Genomic DNA, 21,996 nt, shown 5'->3' with positions numbered 1-21,996 from the left:
ACTAGAGTCGGTGCGTGCTTCCCGTCGCGCGCCCCGCCGCTCCGCCCCGCCAGGCGGTCATCGCCGTGCAGTTCGTGCTCACCGGCATCATCTGGGGCTCCAGCTTCCTGTTCATGAAGGTCGCGCTGGGCGGGCTCTCCCCCGCCCAGGTCGCCTGGTCACGGCTCGTACTGGGGGCTGTGACGCTCGGGATCTTCGTGGCCGTGCGCCGGGAGACCCTGCCCCGACGACTCGTGGTGTGGGCGCACATGTTCGTGCTGGCACTCTCGTTCTGCGTCGTTCCGTTCCTGCTGTTCTCCTGGGCGCAGCAGCACGTCACCTCCGGGTTGGCGAGCATCTACAACGCGACGACCCCGATCATGACCGCCGTGATGGCGTGGGCCGTGTTCCGCGTCGAGAAGCTGCGCATCGTCCAGATCGCGGGAATCCTCATCGGCATCCTCGGGGTGATGGTCATCATCGCCCCGTGGCAGGGCCTCGCCCCCGATCAGAGCCTCATCGCCCAGCTCGCCATCCTCGGCGCCACGGCCTGCTACGGCTTCAGCCTCGCCTACATGCGCCGTTTCACGTCCGACAGCGGAATGAGCCCCCTGGTCTTCTCATTCTTGAACATCGGAATCGCGGCGGCGATCATGCTCGCTCTGACGCCGTTGATCGCGCTGACGCCCGTAAGACTGGATGCGGCGATCGTCATCTGCCTCGTGCTCCTCGGCTGCCTCGGCACCGGTGTCGCCTACATCTGGAATCAGAACGTCCTCCGCACCTGGGGTCCCACACGCGCCTCGACCGTCACGTACATCACGCCCGTCGTGGGCGTGCTCCTCGGCGCCATCGTGCTCGGCGAGACGGTGTCGTGGAACGAGCCCGTCGGAGCGCTCGTCGTCTTCCTCGGCATCCTGCTCGCGCAGGACAGGCTGCGGCGCCGATCCCGGACATGACGAAGGGGACGGATGCGGCTGCATCCGTCCCCCTCGTGCGATCAGGCCGCGACCGTGCCCTGCAGGTCGAGCTCGATCGTGACGTCCTTGCCGACGAGCACGCCGCCGGTCTCGAGCGCGGCGTTCCAGGTCAGGCCGAACTCCTCGCGGTTGATGACGGTCTTGGCCGTGGCGCCGGCCTTGTAGTTGCCCCAGGGGTCGGTGCCGAAGCCACCGAACTCGAGCTCGAACGTGACGGGCTTGGTGACGTCCTTGATGGTCAGGTCGCCGTCCACGAGGAAGTCACCCTTCTCGTAACGCACACCCGTCGAGACGAAGGTCATCGTGGGGTAGTTCTCGACGTCGAAGAAGTCGGCCGAACGCAGGTGGCCGTCGCGGCCCTCGTCCTTGGTGTCGATGGAGGCGACGTCCACCGTGGCCTCGACCTTCGCCTCGAGCGGGTTCTCCGGGGCGATGATCGTGGCGCTCTTCACACCGAAGGTGCCGCGCACCTTCGAGATCATCATGTGGCGCACCGCGAAGGTGACCTCGCTGTGCGAGGCGTCCAGCGTCCAGGTGCCGGCCTTGTATCCGGGGATCTCGATTGCGTTCGTGTCGGTCATGTTCGCTCCAAAACCAGGGCCGCGCGTTTCGCGGCATCGAGTCCAGTCAACCGCATCCCACGGGAACGTATTCCCTTGAATGCAAAATTCTGACGAGAGTCTTAGGAACTTCCGGTGGACACACGACGAAGGGCCCCGGGTGCCCGGGGCCCTTCGAGAGGTCGTGTCAGCCGACCTGCAGCAGGTCGATGATGAAGATGAGCGTCTTGCCTCCGAGGAAGTGACCGCCGGCGGGGCCGTACGCGAGGTGGGGCGGGATCACGAGCTCGCGGCGACCGCCGACCTTCATGCCAGGGATGCCGTCCTGCCAGCCCTGGATGAGGCCGCGCAGCGGGAACTGGATGCTCTCGCCACGACCCCAGGAGGAGTCGAACTCTTCGCCGGACTCGTACTCGACGCCGGCGTAGTGCACCGTGACGTTGTCGCCCGGCTTCGCCTCTTCGCCGTCTCCGACGATGATGTCGCGGATGACGAGCTCAGTGGGAGCGGGTCCTGCGGGAGCGTCGAACTCGGGCTTCGTGCGGTTGTCAGTCATGTCTCCATCCAAGCACGTCGGTGCCGCCTGCGAGGCGCGGCCGGTCCTCTTGACAGCACCCGGCGAGAGGTGGATCCTGACATCAGAACAACTCAGCGCTCGGGAGTCACGCAGGCATCGCCGCGGCACCGGGCGCTGAGTCTTTTCCGCCTCACCCCAGACGAGCTCCGGGGTGCTCCCGCATCCGCTCGCGCAGCGTCGGACCGGCAGGCGCTGCCAGTCGGCCTCGTTCGCGAAGGCGTGGAAGCACCAGCTCCCCGAACGCCTCGACGTCGCGCGTTCCGAAGACCGGCTCGAACAGGAACCCGTCGAGGCCCGTCTGATCGGCGAGTTCCTCGACGCGATCGGCGACGTACTCCCCATCGCCCACGATCCGGAACCCGCGCGTGCCCTTGCCACGCAGGTCGTCGAGGATCTGCCGCACGGTCGGCGCCGGGGCGCCGTCGCGACCGAGGAATCGCTCGATGTTGCTCGTGCCCATCTGACCGACGACGCCGCCGGCGGCCACGACCTCCGCGAGGGTCTTGTCGGGGTCGAGCGTGAGCAGATCGATGCCGGTGTTTCCGGCGTACAGCGCCGCCACGACCTCGTCGGACTGCATGCCGTGGAACTCCCGCCAGAGCTTCTCGGCACCTTCCTGCGTCTCGTCGACGATCGCCGTCAGCCCGGCCATGATGCGGATCTCGTCGGGATCGCGTCCCGCTTCGGCGGCGCGGCGGCGGATGTCGGCGACGGCCGCCGCCGTGTGGGCGGGCGTCGTGGCCTGGACGAACACACCCTCGGCGTGGGAGGCCGCGAGCGCGCGACCCTTCGGAGAGGTACCGGCCTGGAAGATCACCGGGGTGCGCTGCGGTGACGGCGGAGCGCCGAAGTATCCGTGCGAGCGGTAGTGGGCACCGTCGAACTCGGTGCGATGGATGCGGGACGGGTCGATGTAGACCCCGGAGGCGGAATCCGCCACGAGCGCGTCGTCGTCCCAGGACTGCTCCCAGTAGCTGCGGGCGAGCGACACGTACTCCTCGGCCATCTCGTATCGCGTATCGTGCGCGACCATCTCCGGGTGCCCGAAGAGCTCGGCGACGGCGTTCTGGGAGGCGCCCGTCACCACGTTCCAGCCGATACGCCCGCGGGTGAGGTGATCGAGGGTGCTGAAACGGCGCGACAGCGGCAGCGGGTGATCCATTCCCGTCGTCGCGGTCACGACGAAGCCCAGCTTCTCCGTCTCGCGAGCGAGGATCGGGATGATCGTCGACGGATCGAGGCCGGAGAAGTTGATGGCGGCAGACAGACAGGCCGCACTGATGTCGCCGTTCTGCATCGGGTAGCCGAAGCCGTCGGCGAAGAAGAGGAAGTCGTACCCGGTACGGTCCATGATCTTCGCCATGCGCACCCAGCGCTCGGGGTCGAGGTAGTCCGCCGCGTCGCAGAGCGGGTGCGCCCAGCTGTACGTGCCGCCGACCTGCGGCGCGTAGACCTCGAAGACGCCGAAGTGGAGGTTCGTCACAGCTCCTCCCCCAACCATGCCTCGATGTCGGCCTTCGCGCGCGCCTTGAGTGCCTCGCCGGCGAGCGTGGTCTCGATGGAGCTCCACGCGCACGCGGCGAGCTGCCGGTCGGTCAAGCCGATCTGCTCGCGTGCGACGACGTACTCGTCGAGGATGCCGGGACCGAACAGGATCGGATCGTCCGCGTTGATCGAGCACCGCACTCCCGCATCCAGCAGCTGCGGAAGCGGATGGCGGGCGAGATCATCGACGACATCCAGCAGCAGATTGGAGGTGGGGCAGGTGTCGAGGCAGATCCCGCGCCGTGCCAGCTCGGCCACGAGCGCCGGATCCTCGATCGCCCGCACGCCGTGCAGCACACGCGCGGCACCCAGGTCATCGATGGCTTGCCACACCGATTCGGGGCCCACCAGCTCGCCCGCGTGGGGCGCGGACTGGAGACCTGCGGCGCGGGCGATCTCGAACGCGGGTGCGAAGTCCGCGGCGGGATAGCCCCGCTCCTCGTTCGCGAGCCCGAGCGATACGACGCCCCGACCCGCGCGTGCCGCTGCCGCCTCTGCGAGGGCGATCGCCTCGGCGAGGGGTTCGGTGCGATCGACCGTGACCATGAGCCCCACCTCGACGCCGTGGCGTTCACCGGCGATACGGACGGCATCGAGATGGGCGTCCAGCGCCGCCACGACGGTCCCGAAAGCCGCGACGTAGAACTGCGGGCTCACGCCGAACTCGACGTACACCGCACCGTCGGATGCCGCATCCGCCACGGCCTCGTCGATCAACCGCACGAGGTTCTCCGGGCGTGCCAGGACGGCGAGCAGCCCCTGGTACATGTCGGCGAACGCCGTGAAGCCGGAGAAGCCGGACACCGGCGGGATCTCGACCGACATCTCCTCGGCGAGCTCGGCGAGCGTCGCGGGCCTCATGGCTGCCTCGAGATGGACGTGGAGATGCCCCTTGGGAAGGGCGGCGAGATCGCGAAGGGCCGAGTCGGCCATGGACGCTCCTGACGTCGAGTGAACTGGTCGGTTCACGATAGCGACGCGGTGTTTCGCTCAGATGACGCCCGAGGTCAGAGCGCGAACAGAGCCGCACGGGCGGCGACCGTGCGTTGCAGCAGCGCGCTCTCCTCCGCGCTCGCGCGCGGGTCTCGCCCGCTGATCGCGCGCTGTCGCGCCGCCGCCAACGCGGTCGCATCGGCGATGAAGGTGCGCATGATCGGCACGCGGTTGCCCGTGAGCGTACGCGCCCAGGCGAGAGCCGCACGGCGCCCGGCAGCGGTCGCGAGCATGTCGACCTCCTCCGGGGTGAACCAGCCGACGGCGGCGTACTCCCCCAGCCGCGCCCGCGTCAGGCGCGCCTCCTCGCGCCGAAGGAGCACGATCGCGACGACGAAGATCACGAAGAGAGGAACCTGGAGCGCGGCGTACAGGGCGAAGAAGTCACCCAGGAGCGCGGAGCCGTTCCACAGCGCGTGGAGGGCGATGGCGCCCATGAGCCCCAGGAGCCAGGGTCCGAGCGCGCCGCCGAGTCGGACGCCGCGGCGGGCGGCGAGGCCCAGCGCGAAACCGGTGACCGCGGTGAACATGACATGGGCGAAGGGCGAGAGGATGCCCCGCACGAAGAACGTGGCCGAGGCCTGCGCGAACCCGCCCTCGATGAAGGCGCTCGCGAAGTACTGGATGTTCTCGGTGAAGGCGAATCCCGCACCGATCAGCCCGCCGTACACGATGCCGTCCACCGGTCCGTCGAAGAACCGTCGCGCCGCCGCGAAGATCAGGAGCACGCCGAGACCCTTGCCGATCTCTTCGACGATCGGCGCCTGCACGACCGACTGCAGCAGGAGGGCGAGTTGCGAATCGCCGCGGCCGAACGTCAGCAGCAGAAGGAGATCCACACCGAGCGCCAGCGCCACGGCGGCGATGGCTCCCCAACCGAGCGCGAGGATGACGAGCCCCTTCGGCTCCGGCTCCCAACGGTCCACGATGCGCAGGGCCCACAGCACACCCGCCAGCGGCAGCAGCGCGAGGATCGCCCCCAGGAGCGAGGCGACCGGACCGATCGCCTCCAGGAAGTAGCCGACCAGCACCACCAGCAGGACGACGAGCAGCGCACCCGCCCAGACGTAGAGCCCCCACGCGCGGCGGACCGGTGTGCCGACCGGTGGCTGTGACGTCGCGGGCGGCGCGATCGGCGCCGGAGCGGCGTGCACCGGCTGCGCCAGCGCGGAATCGAAGGCCGGTGGGATGAGAGTCGGGCGGCCGTCGGGGGTCGTCATTCCCTCAGCCTACGGTCGCCGCCGGTAGCGTGGAGGGCATGCGCTTCGCCCACCTCCGCACCGCTGCGAATCCGGAGCCGAGACTCGTCGTCGTCGACGAGGACTCCGCCGCCTTCGTCGACGCCCTCTTCCCCGACGCCCCGAGAACGCTCGAGCAGCTCATCCTCGGCGGAGATGACCTGCTGGCGCGCGTGCGGGAGGCCGCGGCATCGCCGGAGGTCGAACGCTTCGGGCTCGCGGGCACCGCGTTCGCGTCGGCGGTGCTCGCGCCACCCGTCATCCTCGCGGTTGGTCTCAACTACGCCGCGCACTCGGGCGAGCTGGGGCTCAAGACCGACCAGACCCCGACGGTCTTCGTGCTGTGGCCGAACTCGCTCACGGGGCACGAGCAGACCACGAGCTGGCCGCGCAGCCTCAGCGAATCCGTCGACTACGAGGCGGAGCTCGGTGTGATCATCGGTCGCCCCGCGAAGAACGTCCCTCCGGAGAGCGCACTGGAGCACGTGTGGGGCTACACGGTCGTCAACGACGTCACGGCGCGCGACATCCAGTTCTCGGAGGCGCAGTGGTCGCGCTGCAAGTCGTTCGACGGGTTCACTCCCACCGGTCCTTTCGTGGTCACAGCCGACGAGGTGCCCGACCCGCAAGACCTCCACATCTGGACGATCGTCGACGGCCACACCGTGCAGGATGCATCGACCGGGCAGATGATCCGGCCCGTGGCGACGCTGGTGTCCCACCTCTCCCAGTCGGTGACGCTGTTGCCGGGCACGCTCATCTCGACGGGCAGCCCGGGCGGCGCCGGCTACTCCCGGGATCCGCAGATCTTCCTGCGCGACCGGTCGACGGTGACGGTCGGCATCGACGGCATCGGCGCACTCACGACGCACTGCCGCATCCTCGACTGAAACGACCATGGCCCCCACCGCGCCGGTGGAGGCCATGGTCGCGGATCGACTCAGCGAGAGGTGCAGGACTGCGTCACCCCGTTGATCTGGTACGAGCCATTGGGGTTCTCCAGGCAGTACCGCATGGCCTGGTCGAAGACGCTCGCGAAGCTCACGATGAGGATGATCCCCACGATGATCCCGATCACCATGAGGACGGCGCTGACGATGATGGCCCACACCGCGGGAAGGTTGCGCACGCCGGCCTTGCGGCTCTGCACGAGCGCGACGATGCCGAGGATGAGACCGATCAGCTGCGCGAAGAAGGCAACGATGAGAGCCACGATGCCGAGCGTCTTGCCGGGCACCGGTGCGCCGGGAGTCGGCGGACCGGGAACCTGGCCGGCAGCGGGCGGCGCCGTCTCGTAGGCCGGGGGCGCCGTGGGATACGCCGGGGGCGCGGCGGGGTAGGCCGGCGGGACCGGCGGGGTGTTCTCGGGCGATCCGGTCGGGTCGGTCATGATTCCTCCTGATTCGGCGCGGGCACGGTGCGCGCTCCGACGTTATCGGCTGCGCCGCGTGGTCGCGCGGACGACACTCAGTCCTGCGTCGGAGTGAGGCTCGTATCGATGATCGGGATGGCGGCCGTGATGGCCTCGAGCCCCGACAATCGCGCGGGCGAGAGCTGCTTGAGCACCTCGTCGCGCGGCATGAGTCCGGCCTCGACCACGAGATCGGCGACGTTGCGGCCGGTGAGCAGCGCCGTCTTCGCGAGAGCCGCCGCGGCCGCGTATCCGATGAAGGGCGTCAGAGCGGTGATCGCCCCCACGGAGGAGCCGACCATGGCGCCCAGGCGGTCGTGATTCGCGGTGATGCCCTCGACGCAGTTCACCCGCAGCGTCCACATGGCCTGGCGCATCCAGGTGATCGACTGGAAGATCGAGTGCGCGATCACCGGCTCGAAGGCGTTCAGCTGCAGCTGGCCGCCCTCGACCGCCATCGTGACCGTCATGTCCGCGCCGACGACGGCGAACGCCACCTGGTTGACGACCTCGGGGATGACGGGATTGACCTTGCCGGGCATGATGCTGGAACCCGCCTGCCGCGCGGGCAGGTTGATCTCACCCAGACCCGCCTGCGGACCGCTGGAGAGCAGCCGCAGATCGTTGCAGATCTTGGAGAGCTTGATCGCGTTGCGCTTGAGCGAGGACGAGAACGACATGAACGAGCCGGTGTCGCTCGTGGACTCGACCAGGTCGTCAGCCGTCGCGAGATCCAGCCCGGTGACCTCGCGAAGGTGGCGGAGCACGGCGGGAGCGTAGTCCGGATGCGTCGTGATCCCCGTGCCGATGGCGGTCGCACCCATGTTGACCTCGTGCAGCAGCCAGGCGTTCTCCCGCAACCGGTGCAGGTCCTCCCCCAGCGTCGTGGCGAAGCCGTGGAACTCCTGCCCGAGCGTCATCGGCACCGCATCCTGCAACTGCGTCCGGCCGACCTTGAGCACGTCGTGGAACTCGCGCGCCTTGTCGAGGAACGCCTGGCGCAGCAGGTCGAGCTCGACCAGGAGGCTCTGCAGGGTGAGCGAGAGACCGACCTTGATCGCGGTCGGGTACACGTCGTTCGTCGACTGGCTGCGGTTGGTGTGATCGATCGGCGAGAGGAACGCGTAGTCGCCCTTCTCGCGACCGGCGAGCTCGAGCGCCACGTTGGTGATGACCTCGTTGGCGTTCATGTTGGTCGAGGTGCCGGCACCGCCCTGGATGACGCCGACCACGAACTGGTCGTGATGCCGACCCGAGATGACTTCCTGCGCGGCGCGATCGATGAGCGACGCGCGTTCCGCATCGAGCACCCCGATCTCGCGGTTCGCTCGGGCAGAGGCCTGCTTGACCATCGCGAGCGCGACCACGAGGTCGGGGTAGACGGAGATCGGACGCTTGGAGATGTCGAAGTTCTCGAGGGCTCGTGCCGTGTGGATGCCCCAATAGGCATCGGCGGGGATCTCGAGGGTCCCGAGGGAGTCGGTCTCGATACGGGTACGCGTCGTTGCGTGCTCTGGCATGCGTTGTCCTTGTGGGTCGTCGGCCGGTTGCGTGACCGAGCCTAATCGCCGCACTCACGCGTATCACCGGACACGGCGTACACCCCGGACCCGGTACCCTCCCGGGCGGCGAGCGTCAGCGGGGACGCTTACGTGAGAAGGCGTCGAGCCGCGCAGCCGGGCTGAGAGCGACCATGTCCGCAACCCACTCCGGCGTGAAGAAGTCCGCTGTCTCGGCATCGACGACCGGCACGACGGCGTGCGTGACCGTGTCGTCGTAGACGTGCACGAGGTGGAACGACTGCCCCGCATCCATCCCGTTGACCTCGTCCGCGGGGCGAGCGAGATCCATCGTGTAGCACGTCGCGGCCGCGACGCTCACGGGCACCCCGGCGAAGGTGCCGGAGGTCGAGTGGTGGAGGTGTCCGGCGAGGATACCGCGCACATCGCTGTCGCGGACGACATCGGCCAGTCGGTGCTGGTCTCGGAGTTCGAGGATGTCGAAGAACGGGATGTGGCTGGGAAGCGGCGGATGATGCAGTGCCAGGAGCGTCCCCAGTGGCGCGGGCGTCGCCAGCACATCGGCGAGCCATGCCAGCTGCCCATCGTCGATCTCGCCGTGGTGCCACCCCGGCACGGTGGAATCGAGAACGATCAGACGCAGGCCGTCGAGGTCGTGGACGGCAGTGACCGGCTCGTCGCTCGGCGCACCGCCCAGCAGTTCGGCGCGCAGCGGCGCGCGTTCGTCGTGGTTACCGGCCACCCAGATCAGCGGCGCGCCCCACCGTTCGGCCGCGGGCTCGAGCACCTCACGCAGCGCGCGGTAGGCCTCCGGCTCGCCCAGGTCGGTGAGGTCGCCCGTGCACACCACCGCATCGGGGCGGATGCGGGTGCGATCGATCGCGGCGACGGTACGCCGCAGGTTCGCCAGCGTGTCGTAGCGCCCACCCAGCGCCGCGTTGCCGGCGAGGAAGTGCGTGTCGCTCAGGTGGACGATCGAACGCAGAGCGGGCGGATGCTGCCCGAACTGCACAGCGGCGGGTGCGGCACTCATACCGCCACCCTATGACCCGCCACCGACGCTGTGATCAGTGGCCGATGACGATGAGCAGGAGTCCCGACAGCACCGCCAGCGCGCAGAAACCGAAGGCCGCGCACGCGACGGCGAACGCCATCCGCTTCTGCGCGTCGGTCAGCGGCGAGCGCTTGGCCGCCTTGGCCGCGGCCTTCTCCGCCTTGGCACGCTGCTTGTCGGTCATGACGGTGATCGCATCGGTGAACTCCGCCGGGGCGACCACCGGCGCACGACCGGCGCGCACCAGCATCCGGAGTCCGAGCGCGTAGCTTCCCACCACCGCGACCGCAGCGACGAGGGCGGCGAAGAAGACCTGTACGAAGGCGAGCCAATCGATCTGGACGTCCATCAGCGCTGTCCCTTCTCCTGACGGGCCCGCTCGCGCTCCAAGCGACGCTGGCGGCGCGTGGGCGGCGGGTTGCGCTTGACCTTGACGGCGCGCCCGGAGTCGGCGACCTCGCTCATTGCGTTGGCGGCGGTGACCTCGTCGCGGCGCGAACGCAGGAAGAGCAGGAGCACGATGATCACGGCCAGGACCGCGTCGATCGCGATGCCCCACGGGCCGAGCCAGGCCACGATGAGGGCCGCCGCAGCGCCGACGATGCCCGCGGCAGGAAGCGTGAGGAGCCATCCGATCGTGATCCGACCGACCGTCCGCCAGCGCACCTTCGCGCCGCGGCGACCGAGCCCCGACCCGATGACCGAGCCGGATGCCACCTGCGTGGTCGACAGGGCGAAGCCGAGGGCGCTGGAGGCGAGGATCGTGGCGGCGGTGGAGCTCTCCGCCGAGAATCCCTGGGCGGGCTTCACGTCGGTGAGGCCCTTGCCGAGCGTGCGGATGATGCGCCAGCCGCCCATGTACGTGCCGAGGGCGATCGTGAAGGCGCAGGCGAAGATGACCCAGAGCTGGGGATCCGCGTGGGCCGAGTCCTGCCACCCGGCCATGATCAGCGCAAGGGTGATGACGCCCATCGTCTTCTGCGCGTCGTTGGTGCCGTGGGCGAGGGCGACGAGGGAGGACGAGAAGATCTGCCCCCAGCGGAACCCGTCGCGGCCGTCCGGCTTGCCGTCGTAGCGGCGGGTCATGGCGTAGGCGAGCTTGGTCGCGGCGAAAGCGATCACGCCCGCGGTCACCGGGGCGATCAGGGCCGGGAGGATGACTTTGCTGAGCACGACGCCGAAGTCGATCGCATAGGCGCCGATCCCCACGAGCGTCGCGCCGATCAATCCCCCGAACAACGCGTGCGACGAGCTGGAGGGAAGACCCAGCAACCACGTCAGCATGTTCCAGGTGATCGCGCCGATGAGGCCGGCGAAGATCAGCGGAAGGAAGGCCCCGGGTGAGATCTGGTCCTCACGCACGATGCCGTGCGAGATGGTCTTGGAGACCTCGGTCGACAAGAACGCGCCGACGAGGTTGAGTCCCGCCGCGAGCAGGACGGCGACCTTCGGCTTCAGGGCACCCGTCGCGATGGGCGTGGCCATCGCGTTGGCGGTGTCGTGGAAGCCGTTGGTGAAGTCGAAGAAGAGCGCGAGTCCGATGATCAGGACGACGATCAGTGCTGCGGTTTCCACCGTTCGCTTTCGGGGAGAGGGAGAAGGAGGGAGAGCCGAGCGAACGGCGGCGCGAACGAACAGTTCACCGTGAAGTCGGCATTCGTTAACCCGACCACACGGAATCCTTACATCGCCCGCCCTCCCGGTCAACTCAGGGCGCCGGGCGTAACCGGTTACCCGCGTCGATGGGTTGTGAACCGGTCGTCGCGCACGCACGCTCAGGGTGCGGCGACGGTCTCCCACGAGGCGGAGAGCGCCGAGGCGCGCACCGCGTCGACGATGTCGGCGGCGCGGGCGCCGTCATCGAACGTGGGAAGACCCTCCGGCGCGTCACCGTGCACAGCGGCGTAGGTGTCGGCGACGAACGCCGCGAACGCATCGCCCCATCCCTGCGCGTGACCGGCGGGGAACGCGTTCAAGCGGGCCTGTTCCGACGAGGGCTCCGCCTCGGCTCGCCGCAGGATGCTCGCCCCCTTCGTCGTGCCGAACCACACCGTCTCGGGCGTCTCCTGGTCGAAGACGGCGCTGGCCGAGGTGCCGTCGATCTCGAACCACAGCCGGTTCTTGCGCCCCGCGGAAACCTGCGACACCACGACGCTGGCGGGAATCCCCGACCGCGTGCGCAGCGCGACGATCGCCGCATCCTCGGTCTCGACCGGGGCGCTCGGCCGTTCGGCCGTCGCGGCGCCGCCGAAGGCGTGATCGCTGCCGACGGGACGCTCGGGGTGCGCGAGCGCGAACTGCGCGGATGCGGCGTCGAAGCGTTCCCCGCTGACGAACTCGACCAGATCGCACCAGTGCGAACCGATGTCCGCGAAGGCGCGCGATCCGCCGCCGAGCGCGGGGTCTACGCGCCAGTTCGCGGTGCGGGCGTCCAGCATCCAGTCCTGCAGATAGGTGCCGTGCATGAGCAGCACTCGTCCCAGTCGGCCCTGCGACACTCGGGATCGGATCTCGCGCACGAGCGGGTGGTAGCGGTAGACGAAGGGGACGGTCGCGACGACCCCCGCATGCCGGGCGAGGTCCGCCAACTCGTGAGCCTCGGCCCCATCGAGCCCCAAGGGCTTCTCGCACACCACCGCGACGCCGGCCGCCAGAAGCGCCCGCACGTAGGGCGCATGGGTCGCGTTGGGAGTGCACACGTGCACGATGTCCGGGGTATCGGCCAGCAGCTCCGCGAGATCGAGATAGCCCCGGCCGCCCCAGCGCCCGGCGGCCTGCGCGCCCCGCTCCGGGCGGGAGCCGAGAACACCCGTCAGCCGACCCCCGACTGTGCGGACGGCGCGCGCATGGACCTCCGCGATCATCCCGGTCCCGATGATCGCGACGCGCAGTGCGTTCACGCGGCGAACGTCTGCTCGACCCACCCGCGACTGCGCCGCGCACTCGCGTCCGGGTCGCCGTGCAGCTGGTCGACCTCGATGACCAGCCAACCGTCGAAGTCGTCCCCGAGCTGCGCGAGCACACCGGCGATGTCGATGTCGCCGCTGCCGGGCTCGAGGAAGAACGGCTGCGACGCCACGCGCTCGTACGGCCCCGGGTTCGCCCGGTTCTCGGCGATGAGAACCGCGGAGTGGTCCTTGATGTGCAGGTCGATCACGCGATCACGGTGTCGCGCGATCATCGCCACCGGGTCGATACCCGCCCACGCGAGGTGCCCCAGATCGAACGACGCACCGAGCACCTCGGGGTCGACCTCGGCGAGCACCGTCTCGATCTCCTCCTCGGTCTCGACCCAGGTACCGACGTGGTTGTGCAGCCCCGCGCGGACACCCTCCGCGCGCAGGATGCGGCCCGCCTCGGCCAGCATGTCGGCCTGCCGCAGGAGCCGGTCGCGATCGGCGAGGTATCCGACGGCCGCGCGCTCGGACCAGCGCGGCAGCCGGTAGTCGACCATCGGCGCGAGGAAGACCGTGTCCAGACCGAAGTAGAGCGATTCCTCGGCCTTGCGACGCACGGGGTTGAACCAGCGCGCCCACTCGGCGCTGCCGGGTGCGATCTCCAGCCCCTCGTCCTCGGGCAACCCGATGGAGGCGTAGCCCGGCGCGACGCGCAGACCGGAGCGTTCGATCATCGCCGCATAGCTCTGGAGGGTCTGTGTATCCAGGACCTCCATCATCGTGGCGTCGAACCCGGATGCCGCCACGGCGGCGAGCACCTCGGGGTAGTCGGCCACGAACGACGGTTCGCCGTAACGCCAGCGCCCGGTGCTTCCGGGGACGGCAGGATCGGGCGGGAGGTTGGTCCATTGGATGGGGTTGAGGGCGACCTGTGACCGACGGATCGTCATGCGGGGACCTTTCGAAGCAGAGAGCGCGGGCTCATTTGAGACCGGTGGCGGCGATGCCCTGCACGAAGTACTTCTGCAGGAACAGGAACAGGATCAGGACGGGAAGCAACACCACGACCGCGCCCGCCAGGAGCACCCCGAACTCGGTGGTGCGATTGGCCTGGGCGGCGACGGCCAGGCCGACGGGCAAGGTGTAGGTGCTCTGCGACTGCGCCATGACAAGCGGCCAGATGAAGGCGTTCCACGAAGCGAGGAAGGTGAGCACGCTCACCGTCGCGAGCGCGGGCGCGAGCAGCGGGAGGAAGATCTGCCCGAAGATGCGCAGCTCGCCCGCGCCGTCGAGCCTGGCCGCCTCCATGAGGTCCTCCGGGATCGAATGGGCGAACTGCCGGACCACGAACACGGCGATCGGCAGGACGAGCATGGGAAGCGCGATTCCGAACAGCGTGTCGACCAGCCCGAGCTGGACGGCGACCATGAACTGCGGCACGAAGATCGCGACGATCGGAACCATCATGGTGGCCAGCACCAGCGCGAAGACGAACCCGCGACCGCGGAAGTGCAGCTTGGCGAGCGTGTATCCGGCGAGCGAGCTGAACACGAGGTTGCCGGCGACGACGAGCGCGGAGACGATGACGCCGTTGAGGAAGTACTGTCCGAAGCCGCGATCGAAGAGGGTCGCGAAGTTGGCGAGGTTGCCGAAGGACTCGGGGAGCCACGCGCCCGGGTTGGCGGTGAACTCCCCTTGCGTCTTGAAGGCGCCGAAGAACACCAGGACGAACGGGATCAGCATCGCCACGCACACGACGGTGATGAGCAGATAGAGCAGCGCGCTGCTCAGTCGAGAGGTACGCATCAGTGTTTGGGCCTCAGCATCCGGAACTGCACGACACTCACGACGGCCACTAACAGGATCAGCACGAAGGAGCCCGCCATGGAGGCGGCGATGTTCCCGTATCCGAACTGTTGGTAGACCCAGAGGGAGATCGATCTCGTCGAGTCCAAGGGGCCGCCGCCGGTGAGCAGATAGGGCTCCTCGAAGATGTTCATGTACATGACCGTGATGAGCACGGTCACCAGCAGCGTCGTCGGACGCAGCAGCGGCAGCGTCATGTGCACGATCCGTCGCCAGGGGCCCGCGCCGTCGATGGCTGCGGCCTCGTAGACCTCTTCCGGCACAGCCTGCAGCCCCGCGAGGAACAGCACCATCGCCGTTCCGACGTTGCGCCAGACGGTGAGCAGGATCACCGAGGTGACACCCCACGCCGGATCTCCGAGCCAGTTGGGCCCCGCGATGCCGATCGCGGCGAGCGCCTCGTTGACCGGACCCTCGTAGGTGAGGGCGTACTTCCAGATCACGGATGCGGCGACGATGTTCGCGATGACCGGGAGGTAGATGGCTGCCCGGAAGACCGGGCGCAGACGCCGGATGCCACTGCCCAGCAGGATCGCGAGGGCGAGCCCGATGCCGATCGTGAGCGGGACACCGATGACGACGAAGAGGACCGTGTTGCCGATCGAGCGCAGGAAGTCCGGGTTGGCGAGCAGCGCCGTGAAGTTCTCGGTGCCGATGAACTCGACCTGGAGCGGGTCTCGGATGTCGCGCAGTCTGATGTCGGTGAAGCTGAACGCCAGCGCGAACAGACCCGGAACGACCGTGAACAGACCGACGACGATGAGCGTGGGCACCAGGAAGATCCAGGCGACGAGGCTCTGACGCGGGCGCGCACCGCGGCGGCCGCGCGGGCGCGCGCCTTCCGCGGGGAGACGGCTCGTGCGCGTCTCCCCGCGGGTGAGTGTGGAACTCGTCATGGTCGACCGGCGCTCACTCGACGCCGGTGCCGATCGCGTCGGCCTTGGCCTGTGCGGCGGCGAGCACGTCAGCGGGCGTGGCCTGGCCCCGTGCGGCGCGCTCCATCTCGGAACCCAGCATTGCGGAGACCTCCAGCCAACCCTGGACGGCGGGCACCGCGCTCGCCATCGGGATGGCCTCCTTGATGACGGCCAGGAACGGGTCGTCGGCGATCACCGGCTCGTCCCATGCCGCCTCGACGGCCGGCAGGTTGCCGAAGCGCTCGTACCAGGCGACCTGGTTCTCGGGCTGCGACATCCAGCGCACCAGCTTCCATGCCGCATCCGCGTTCTTGGCGTCCTCGAAGACGGCGAGGCTTCCGCCTCCGATCGCCGAGGTGCTGCCACCGGGGCCGGCGGCGTTGAGCGCGACACCCAGGTTCTTGCTCGACCAGCCCTCTCCGTTGGCCTCGTCGAGCCACGACGGGAACCACGGCCCGTTGACGTAGGCCCCGATCTGCCCCGACGTGAACCACGGCACGGTGTCGAGGAAGGTCGGGCCGTCGGGCGATGCGTACCCGTCGAGGATCAGGTTCGTGAAGGTCTCCAGCGCCGCGAGGTTCTCTGGGGTGTCGATGGTCCACTCCGTGTGGTCGTCGGAGATGAGCGATCCGCCGGCCTGGATGCTGAAGTCATTGAACTGCTGTGCGGTGTACTCGTTCCATTCCACCGAGAGACCGATCGGGAACTTCACTCCCTGGGCCTGCATGGCCTTGGCGAACGCGGGGTAGTCCTCCCACGTCGCGGGCGCCTCGACGCCGGCGGCGTCGGCCAGGTCCTTGCGGTAGTAGAACGCCTGGGCGTAGGTGTACCAGGGCACGGCGTGTGCGGCGCCGTCGTACTGGGCGGCGTCCCACATGTTGTCGAAGAAGTCGTCGCCGTCGACGAGGCCGTCGGGAACGGTGGCGAACGCGTCGGTGGCGAGCAGGCTCGCCTGCGACTGCGACAGCAGGAACGTCGCGTCGGGGACATTGCCCGCCGCGACAGCGGCTGCGACCTTGGTGGCGAACTCCGACTCGGGGATCGAAGTCACGTTGACGGTGACATCGGGGTTCTCCTTCTCGAACTCCTCGAAGAAGGCGGGCAGCGCCTCCCCCTCCGCGCCGGCCGCCCAGAACTCGATGGTTCCGGTCGCGGCGTCGTCGCCGACGACGGTGTCGGCAGCCGCCTCGGAGTCGCCGGACGCCCGGCCGCACCCGGCGAGAACGATGGCGGCGGTGAGGGCGACACCTGAGACCAGGAGCGTGCGCCGGAGTGGACGTGAAGGCAGTGCAGACATGGTGGAACGGCCTTTCGGGATGCGGGTGGGTGCGCCCGTGGAGCGGGTGGGGCGCCGGCGGCAGATGCCGAGCCGCGGCCAGGCTATGGGCACATCGGAAGCCGATCCGGCCGATGTTGACAGAATTAACACCGGCGTCACAGCGCGTCAGATTTCGTTACGAGCGCGAAACTTTCTCCATGCATCAGGCGTCTTTTGTTTCGTAATAGTCGTCTTATACCGATCATCGACATATCTGGAGGATCCGTGGACGCGGACGTACTCATCGTGGGCAGCGGCATCATGGGCGCCGCAGTAGCCGCTGAAGTGGGCCGGCTGCGCCCGGGAACGCGGATCACCATCGTCGAGGCCGGTCCCGCGGGCGAGGGCGCGCCGGCACGCCACCTGCACGACTCGGCGGATGCGGAGACACGAGACGCGTATCACGCCCACGTCGCGGCCGGCGTGCAGTCCATGTACGTCGGTGCCGCGACGGCAGGTGCCTTCGACGCCCGTAGCGCGACGGCGTTCGGGCTCTACGACTTCGCGGCACTCGGGCACGACGCGACCGAGATGCCCGCGGCCGCGAGCGCGTGGAACGTCGGCGGGATGGGGTCCCATTGGACCGCCGCGTGTCCGACGCCGTGGGGCCGCGAGATCCCCGCGGCGTTCGCATCCGAATGGGATGCCGACTACGCGCGCGTACGCAGCATTCTGCGGATCGGCTCCGACCGGTTCGGCCCGACACCCGCCGGCGCCGCCGTCCTGGACGCGCTCACGCGGGCGTTCGGCGACGTCAGCGCTCCCGGACGCGGGCCGCAGATCATGCCCATGGGAGTCTTCCGCGCCGACGGGGTCGAGCGTCGGCGCACCGACCCCGGGGTCATCCTTCCGGAGCTCGACGGATCGTCGGCGACCGTGGCCCTCCTCTCCGGCACGCTCGTGCGGCGCATCCTTCTCGACGGACAACGCGTCCTGGGGCTCGAGGTCGAGGATCTGAGCACCGGCGAGCGCGGCGAACTCCGCGCGGACCACGTCGTCGTCGCCGCGGATGCCCTGCGCAGTCCGCAGCTCCTGTTCGCCTCCGGGGTGCGACCGCACGCTCTCGGTCGCTATCTCAATGAACACGCGTTCATCACCGGAAGGGTCTTCGCGGAACCGCACCACCTCGGCATCGATGAGGTACCGCCGCTCGGCGAGGGCGAATGGATGTCGGACTCGCTCTGGCTGCCGCACAGCGACGACGCCCAGCCCTTCCACTGGCAGATCAGCGTGGGCCCGCTCTTCTCCGACGATCTTCAGGAAGCCGTGGCCATGGCCGTCGGCATCAGCGTCTATGTCCCCACCGAGGTCAGGGAGACATCGCGCATCGAGTTCTCCGATACCGAGACGGACGCGCTCGGCATGCCGCGCGCCCGCATCCATTACGGCTACAGCGACACCGACCTGGCCCTCATCGAACGCGCGACCCGCGAGCAACGGGTGGCCTTCGAGGCTGTCGCGGGGCCGGATGCCGTCGGCAACACGCTCCTGCTTCCGCCCGGCTCGTCCCTGCACTACTCGGGGACGGTGCGCATGAGCGAGACGGATGACGGCACCGGTGTCGTGGACCGCGACGGCGCCGTGTGGGGTGTCGCGGGTCTCTTCGTCGCGGGGAACGGTGTCCTGCCGGGGGCGGTCGCCGCGAACATCACGGCGGCCGGCACCATCACGGCCGTGCGCGCGGCGCGCGCGATCGTGCGCGGGCTCGAGGGCTGAGTCGCTTCGCGGCCCGAGGCGGCCGCATCCGACTAGCGTGGAACGGTGACCGACTCCGCCATCCCCGCAGCCCCGCACGCCGCCCGAAAGGTCCGCTCCCGCGCGCACCACGGCGACGTGTTCGACGACCCGTACGAATGGCTCCGCGACAAGGACGACGCGAGCGTCGTCGCGCACATCGAGGCCGAGAACGCGTACACCGACGCACGCACCGCGCATCTCGCGGGCCTGCGCGAGCAGATCTTCCAGGAGATCAAGGGACGCACGCTCGAGACCGATCTCTCCGTGCCGACGCGCCGCGGCCAGTGGTGGTATTTCTCCCGCACCGAGGAGGGCAAGCAGTACGGCATCCACTGTCGCGCGCCGCTCACCTCCCCCGACGACTGGACGCCTCCGGTTCCCGACGGCCCTCTGGAGGGCGAGCAGGTGCTGCTCGACGGCAACGCGGAGGCGGACGGGGAGGAGTTCTTCTCCCTCGGCACCTTCGAGGTCTCCACGGACGGCCGTCTGCTCCTGTACGGCGTCGACACGTCCGGAGACGAGCGATACACGTTGCGCGTGCGCGACCTGGAGACGGGCATGACGCTGCCCGACGTCATCGAGGGCACGTTCGCGGGCGCCTCGCTGTCTCCCGACGGGCGCTTCATCGTCTACTCGACTGTCGACGACGCGTGGCGGCCCGACAAGGTCTGGCTTCACGAGCTGGGTACCCCGGTCACCGACGACGCCCTGCTCTTCCACGAGAGCGACGACCGTTTCTGGGTCGGCGCCGGCTTCACCCGCAGCGACCGCTTCCTTGTCATCGGCGTCGGCTCCTCCATCACCTCCGAGGAATGGCTGCTTCCGGCCGACGACCTGCGCGGCGAGCCCCGCGTGATCTGGCCGCGTCGGGAGGGCGTGGAGTACGACAGCGACCACGCCGTGGTCGACGGCGAGGATGTGCTCTACATCCTGCACAACGACCAGGCCGTGGACTTCGAGCTCGTGCGGGTGTCCGCATCCGATCCGCAGGGCGCGCGCGATGTCGTCGTGCCGCACCGGCGCGGCCGCCGACTGCTGGGGCAGTCCACGTTCCGCGACTGGGCCGTCCTGGCCTACCGGCGCGAGGGACTCGCGCGACTCGGCATGCTGGACTACGCCGACGGCGCGGTGGCCGAGCTCGAGTTCGACGAGCCGCTCTACTCCGTCGGCACAGCCGGCAACCCCGAGTGGGCCCCTCCCCTCATCCGCCTGGGCTACGGCTCGTTCGTGACGCCGTCGACGGTCTTCGACTACGATCCCGCCAGCGGCGAGCGCATCGTGCGCAAGCAGCAGCCGGTGCTGGGCGGCTACGACAGCGCCGACTACGCCCAGGCCCGCGTGTGGGCCACCGCGCAGGACGGCACCGAGGTCCCGGTGTCGCTCGTGTGGAAGCGGTCGTTCGGCGATGCGGGAGCCGCGCCTCGCCCCGTGCATCTGTACGGCTACGGCTCGTACGAGCATTCCATCGAGCCGGCGTTCTCGGTCGCACGTCTGTCGGAGCTCGATCGCGGGGTGATCTTCGCGGTCGCCCACGTGCGCGGCGGCGGCGAGATGGGCCGGGAGTGGTACGAGGACGGAAAGCTGCTGGCCAAGCGCAACACCTTCACCGACTTCGTCGACTGCGCCCTGCACCTGATCGATCACGGCTACACGTCGCCGAAACTCCTTGTCGCCGAGGGCGGTTCGGCCGGCGGATTGCTGATGGGCGCCGTCGCGAACCTCGCACCGGAGCTGTTCGCCGGCATCCTCGCCGACGTGCCGTTCGTGGACGCGCTGACGACGATCCTGGACCCCTCGCTTCCGCTGACGGTCATCGAATGGGACGAGTGGGGCGACCCCCTGCACGACCCCGAGGTATACGCCTACATGAAGACGTACTCGCCGTACGAGAACGTGCGCGAGGGCGTGGCGTATCCCCGCATCCTGGCCGTCACCTCGTTCAACGACACCCGCGTGCTGTACGTGGAGCCGGCGAAGTGGGTGGCGAGGCTGCGCGAGGTCGGCGCCGATGCGCTGCTCAAGTGCGAGATGGTCGCCGGCCACGGCGGCGTCAGCGGGCGCTACAACGCCTGGCGCGAGCGCGCGTACGAGCAGGCCTGGATGCTGGACGTCCTCGGCCTCGCCTGACCCGCCGCCGCGACCGACAGGAGACGCCGCGGCCTGTCCCGGGGCCCGACCGCCGGCATGTCCCCCTTCCCGCAGCGCATGTCCCACTTCCCGCACTTCTCGGCACCGAAAGTTGCGGCAAGTGGGACATGCTTGCCGGGAGGTTCCTCCACAGGCTGGGTGAGAGCCGCGACCGCTGTGCACAGCGCCTGCTCGCCCGTCCGCGCGCCGGATGCTCGGGGGTATGCCGCCGGCCGATCCCCTTCCCCCCGACCTTCCGCCTCACTTCGCCGTCGCCGACGCGGTGGCGCTCGGGCACTCGCCTCACCGGCTTCGCCGGTCAGCGTTGCGCGTCCCCTATCGCGGCGTGCGTTCTGTTGCGGATGCGGCTGCGAGAGATGACATCCGTGGGCGGTGCGAGGAGTACGCGCCGCGGATGCGGCCGTGGCAGTTCTTCGGAGGAGAGACGGCGCTCGCGCTCTACGGGGCGCCTCTCCCCGAATGGCCCCATGCCACGGGCATACACGTCTGCGCGCACAGGCCTGCGAGAGAGCCGCGCATCGCCGGCGTCACCGGTCACCGTCTTCAGCACCGCGAACCGGCGACACGCGAGCACGCGGGACTCGCCGTCGAGCACCCGGCACGTGCATGGCGCCAGGCCGCCACCACGTGGCGGGTCGACGACCTCATCTGCGCGGCGGAGTTTCTCGTATCGGGATCGCGGCCACTCTCGAGCGCGGCTGAGTTGAGGGACGAGATCGAAGCGATGGGCGACGTGCGAGGCCGCCTCTCCGCAGCCCTACGTGATGTGCGCTCCGGCGCCCGCTCGCCACGAGAGACGCGGCTGCGTCTGCTGCTCCAGCGAGGCGGTCTCCCCGAGCCCGACATCAACTGGACGCTCTACGACCCACGCGGTCGGCATGTCGCGGAGCTCGACCTCGCGTATCGGCGCTGGCGAATCGGCGTGGAGTACGACGGGCGTGTGCGCGCGCAGGATGCGCGCCAGTTCGCAAAGGACGCCGATCGGTGGGATGCGATCCGCGCCGAGGGCTGGGAGCTCGTCCGCATCCTGAATCACCACATGCGTGGCGACGGCCGTGTGGCGGTCGACAAGGTCCGGCAGGCCCTCGCGCGCGCCGGCTGGCGGCAATGACCCGCCATCCATGTCCCATTTTCCGCAGGATTCGGCTGCCGAAACTGCCGCAAGTGGGACATGCTCTGCGGCAAGTGGGACATGCCGAGGCAACTGAGTTGGAGATGGCACCGCAACGCAGGAGATCTCCGCCCGACGGGATGAT

Annotated in this window: 20 protein-coding genes; 5 read left to right on the top strand and 15 right to left on the bottom strand. The window is 69.1% G+C overall.

All coding sequences use genetic code 11. From position 1 onward, the window contains the following. Positions 1-14: 14 nt before the first annotated feature. Positions 15-938 carry a DMT family transporter gene (locus SK224_RS15540; protein ID WP_320435546.1) on the top strand — a complete coding sequence of 308 codons (924 nt, stop codon included), beginning with the start codon at positions 15-17 and terminating at the stop codon, positions 936-938. Between the two features lie 41 nt (positions 939-979). Here SK224_RS15540 and SK224_RS15535 read toward each other — a convergent pair whose 3' ends face one another. From SK224_RS15535 to SK224_RS15515, 5 genes are all read right to left on the bottom strand, one after another. After that, the gene (locus tag SK224_RS15535; RefSeq protein WP_243227171.1) at positions 980-1,540 is read right to left on the bottom strand and encodes a YceI family protein; all 561 of its coding nucleotides are present in this window, start codon (positions 1,538-1,540) and stop codon (positions 980-982) included. Between the two features lie 166 nt (positions 1,541-1,706). After that, positions 1,707-2,075 carry an FKBP-type peptidyl-prolyl cis-trans isomerase gene (locus SK224_RS15530; RefSeq protein WP_320435545.1) on the bottom strand — a complete coding sequence of 123 codons (369 nt, stop codon included), beginning with the start codon at positions 2,073-2,075 and terminating at the stop codon, positions 1,707-1,709. A gap of 151 nt (positions 2,076-2,226) precedes the next feature. After that, on the bottom strand, positions 2,227-3,579 hold the full coding sequence (locus tag SK224_RS15525) for an NtaA/DmoA family FMN-dependent monooxygenase (protein WP_320435544.1): 1,353 nt from the start codon (positions 3,577-3,579) through the stop codon (positions 2,227-2,229). Next, a complete protein-coding gene (gene add, locus SK224_RS15520; protein ID WP_320435543.1) occupies positions 3,576-4,574 on the bottom strand; it encodes an adenosine deaminase in 999 nt (332 codons plus the stop codon). Before add ends, SK224_RS15525 begins: the two co-directional genes overlap by 4 nt. A 74-nt stretch (positions 4,575-4,648) precedes the next feature. Next, the gene (locus SK224_RS15515; protein WP_320435542.1) at positions 4,649-5,854 is read right to left on the bottom strand and encodes a PrsW family intramembrane metalloprotease; all 1,206 of its coding nucleotides are present in this window, start codon (positions 5,852-5,854) and stop codon (positions 4,649-4,651) included. Positions 5,855-5,892: 38 nt separating this feature from the next. Here SK224_RS15515 and SK224_RS15510 point away from each other — a divergent pair, with 38 nt between their 5' ends. After that, complete coding sequence (locus tag SK224_RS15510; RefSeq protein WP_320435541.1) at positions 5,893-6,762, top strand: fumarylacetoacetate hydrolase family protein; 870 nt, start codon at positions 5,893-5,895, stop codon at positions 6,760-6,762. Between the two features lie 50 nt (positions 6,763-6,812). On the opposite strand, the gene SK224_RS15505 is transcribed toward SK224_RS15510, so the two are convergent. The 10 genes from SK224_RS15505 to SK224_RS15460 all read right to left on the bottom strand — a co-directional run bounded on the left by SK224_RS15505 (position 6,813) and on the right by SK224_RS15460 (position 16,834). Continuing rightward, the gene (locus tag SK224_RS15505) at positions 6,813-7,262 is read right to left on the bottom strand and encodes a DUF4190 domain-containing protein (protein WP_320435540.1); all 450 of its coding nucleotides are present in this window, start codon (positions 7,260-7,262) and stop codon (positions 6,813-6,815) included. 77 nt (positions 7,263-7,339) lie between these two features. Continuing rightward, positions 7,340-8,803, bottom strand: a complete 1,464-nt coding sequence (locus SK224_RS15500; RefSeq protein WP_320435539.1) for an aspartate ammonia-lyase — start codon at positions 8,801-8,803, stop codon at positions 7,340-7,342. A 115-nt stretch (positions 8,804-8,918) separates the two neighbouring features. Beyond that, entirely contained in the window at positions 8,919-9,836 is a 918-nt protein-coding gene (locus SK224_RS15495; protein WP_320435538.1) for a phosphodiesterase, read from the bottom strand. Positions 9,837-9,870: 34 nt separating this feature from the next. Further along, positions 9,871-10,206, bottom strand: coding sequence for a peptidase (locus SK224_RS15490; protein WP_320435537.1), 336 nt, complete (start codon positions 10,204-10,206; stop codon positions 9,871-9,873). Further along, entirely contained in the window at positions 10,206-11,432 is a 1,227-nt protein-coding gene (locus SK224_RS15485) for an inorganic phosphate transporter (RefSeq protein WP_137416529.1), read from the bottom strand. Before SK224_RS15485 ends, SK224_RS15490 begins: the two co-directional genes overlap by 1 nt. 200 nt (positions 11,433-11,632) lie before the next feature. After that, positions 11,633-12,757, bottom strand: coding sequence for a Gfo/Idh/MocA family oxidoreductase (locus tag SK224_RS15480; RefSeq protein WP_320435536.1), 1,125 nt, complete (start codon positions 12,755-12,757; stop codon positions 11,633-11,635). Then, complete coding sequence (locus SK224_RS15475; protein WP_320435535.1) at positions 12,754-13,704, bottom strand: sugar phosphate isomerase/epimerase; 951 nt, start codon at positions 13,702-13,704, stop codon at positions 12,754-12,756. Before SK224_RS15475 ends, SK224_RS15480 begins: the two co-directional genes overlap by 4 nt. Before the next feature lie 31 nt (positions 13,705-13,735). After that, positions 13,736-14,560 carry a carbohydrate ABC transporter permease gene (locus tag SK224_RS15470; RefSeq protein WP_320435534.1) on the bottom strand — a complete coding sequence of 275 codons (825 nt, stop codon included), beginning with the start codon at positions 14,558-14,560 and terminating at the stop codon, positions 13,736-13,738. Then, complete coding sequence (locus SK224_RS15465) at positions 14,560-15,516, bottom strand: sugar ABC transporter permease (protein WP_320435533.1); 957 nt, start codon at positions 15,514-15,516, stop codon at positions 14,560-14,562. The genes SK224_RS15470 and SK224_RS15465 overlap by 1 nt, the downstream gene beginning before the upstream one ends. Before the next feature lie 13 nt (positions 15,517-15,529). Continuing rightward, positions 15,530-16,834: an extracellular solute-binding protein gene (locus SK224_RS15460; protein WP_320435532.1), complete on the bottom strand. Its 1,305-nt coding sequence runs from the start codon at positions 16,832-16,834 to the stop codon at positions 15,530-15,532. A gap of 246 nt (positions 16,835-17,080) precedes the next feature. On the opposite strand from SK224_RS15460, the gene SK224_RS15455 reads away from it, so the two are divergent. From SK224_RS15455 to SK224_RS15445, 3 genes are all read left to right on the top strand, one after another. Continuing rightward, a complete protein-coding gene (locus tag SK224_RS15455; protein WP_320435531.1) occupies positions 17,081-18,571 on the top strand; it encodes a GMC oxidoreductase in 1,491 nt (496 codons plus the stop codon). A gap of 45 nt (positions 18,572-18,616) precedes the next feature. Next, complete coding sequence (locus SK224_RS15450; RefSeq protein WP_320435530.1) at positions 18,617-20,719, top strand: S9 family peptidase; 2,103 nt, start codon at positions 18,617-18,619, stop codon at positions 20,717-20,719. 346 nt (positions 20,720-21,065) lie between these two features. Continuing rightward, on the top strand, positions 21,066-21,851 hold the full coding sequence (locus SK224_RS15445; RefSeq protein WP_320435529.1) for a hypothetical protein: 786 nt from the start codon (positions 21,066-21,068) through the stop codon (positions 21,849-21,851). The last annotated feature ends 145 nt before the right edge of the window (positions 21,852-21,996 follow it).

It is taken from the genome of Microbacterium sp. BG28 (genome assembly GCF_034044005.1).
Lineage (GTDB): Bacteria > Actinomycetota > Actinomycetes > Actinomycetales > Microbacteriaceae > Microbacterium.
The sequence above is the reverse complement of the archived record's forward strand: the minus strand, read 5'-3'. Positions and strand labels throughout refer to the sequence as shown.

Excerpts from the sequence above, each read along its gene's own strand:
- SK224_RS15535 (WP_243227171.1), bottom strand. The coding sequence starts at position 1,540 with ATGACCGACACGAACGCAATCGAGATCCCCGGATACAAGGCCGGCACC.
- SK224_RS15530 (WP_320435545.1), bottom strand. The coding sequence starts at position 2,075 with ATGACTGACAACCGCACGAAGCCCGAGTTCGACGCTCCCGCAGGACCC.
- add (WP_320435543.1), bottom strand. The coding sequence starts at position 4,574 with ATGGCCGACTCGGCCCTTCGCGATCTCGCCGCCCTTCCCAAGGGGCAT.
- SK224_RS15515 (WP_320435542.1), bottom strand. The coding sequence starts at position 5,854 with ATGACGACCCCCGACGGCCGCCCGACTCTCATCCCACCGGCCTTCGAT.
- SK224_RS15510 (WP_320435541.1), top strand. The coding sequence starts at position 5,893 with ATGCGCTTCGCCCACCTCCGCACCGCTGCGAATCCGGAGCCGAGACTC.
- SK224_RS15505 (WP_320435540.1), bottom strand. The coding sequence starts at position 7,262 with ATGACCGACCCGACCGGATCGCCCGAGAACACCCCGCCGGTCCCGCCG.
- SK224_RS15500 (WP_320435539.1), bottom strand. The coding sequence starts at position 8,803 with ATGCCAGAGCACGCAACGACGCGTACCCGTATCGAGACCGACTCCCTC.
- SK224_RS15495 (WP_320435538.1), bottom strand. The coding sequence starts at position 9,836 with ATGAGTGCCGCACCCGCCGCTGTGCAGTTCGGGCAGCATCCGCCCGCT.
- SK224_RS15490 (WP_320435537.1), bottom strand. The coding sequence starts at position 10,206 with ATGGACGTCCAGATCGATTGGCTCGCCTTCGTACAGGTCTTCTTCGCC.
- SK224_RS15475 (WP_320435535.1), bottom strand. The coding sequence starts at position 13,704 with ATGACGATCCGTCGGTCACAGGTCGCCCTCAACCCCATCCAATGGACC.
- SK224_RS15470 (WP_320435534.1), bottom strand. The coding sequence starts at position 14,560 with ATGCGTACCTCTCGACTGAGCAGCGCGCTGCTCTATCTGCTCATCACC.
- SK224_RS15465 (WP_320435533.1), bottom strand. The coding sequence starts at position 15,516 with ATGACGAGTTCCACACTCACCCGCGGGGAGACGCGCACGAGCCGTCTC.
- SK224_RS15460 (WP_320435532.1), bottom strand. The coding sequence starts at position 16,834 with ATGTCTGCACTGCCTTCACGTCCACTCCGGCGCACGCTCCTGGTCTCA.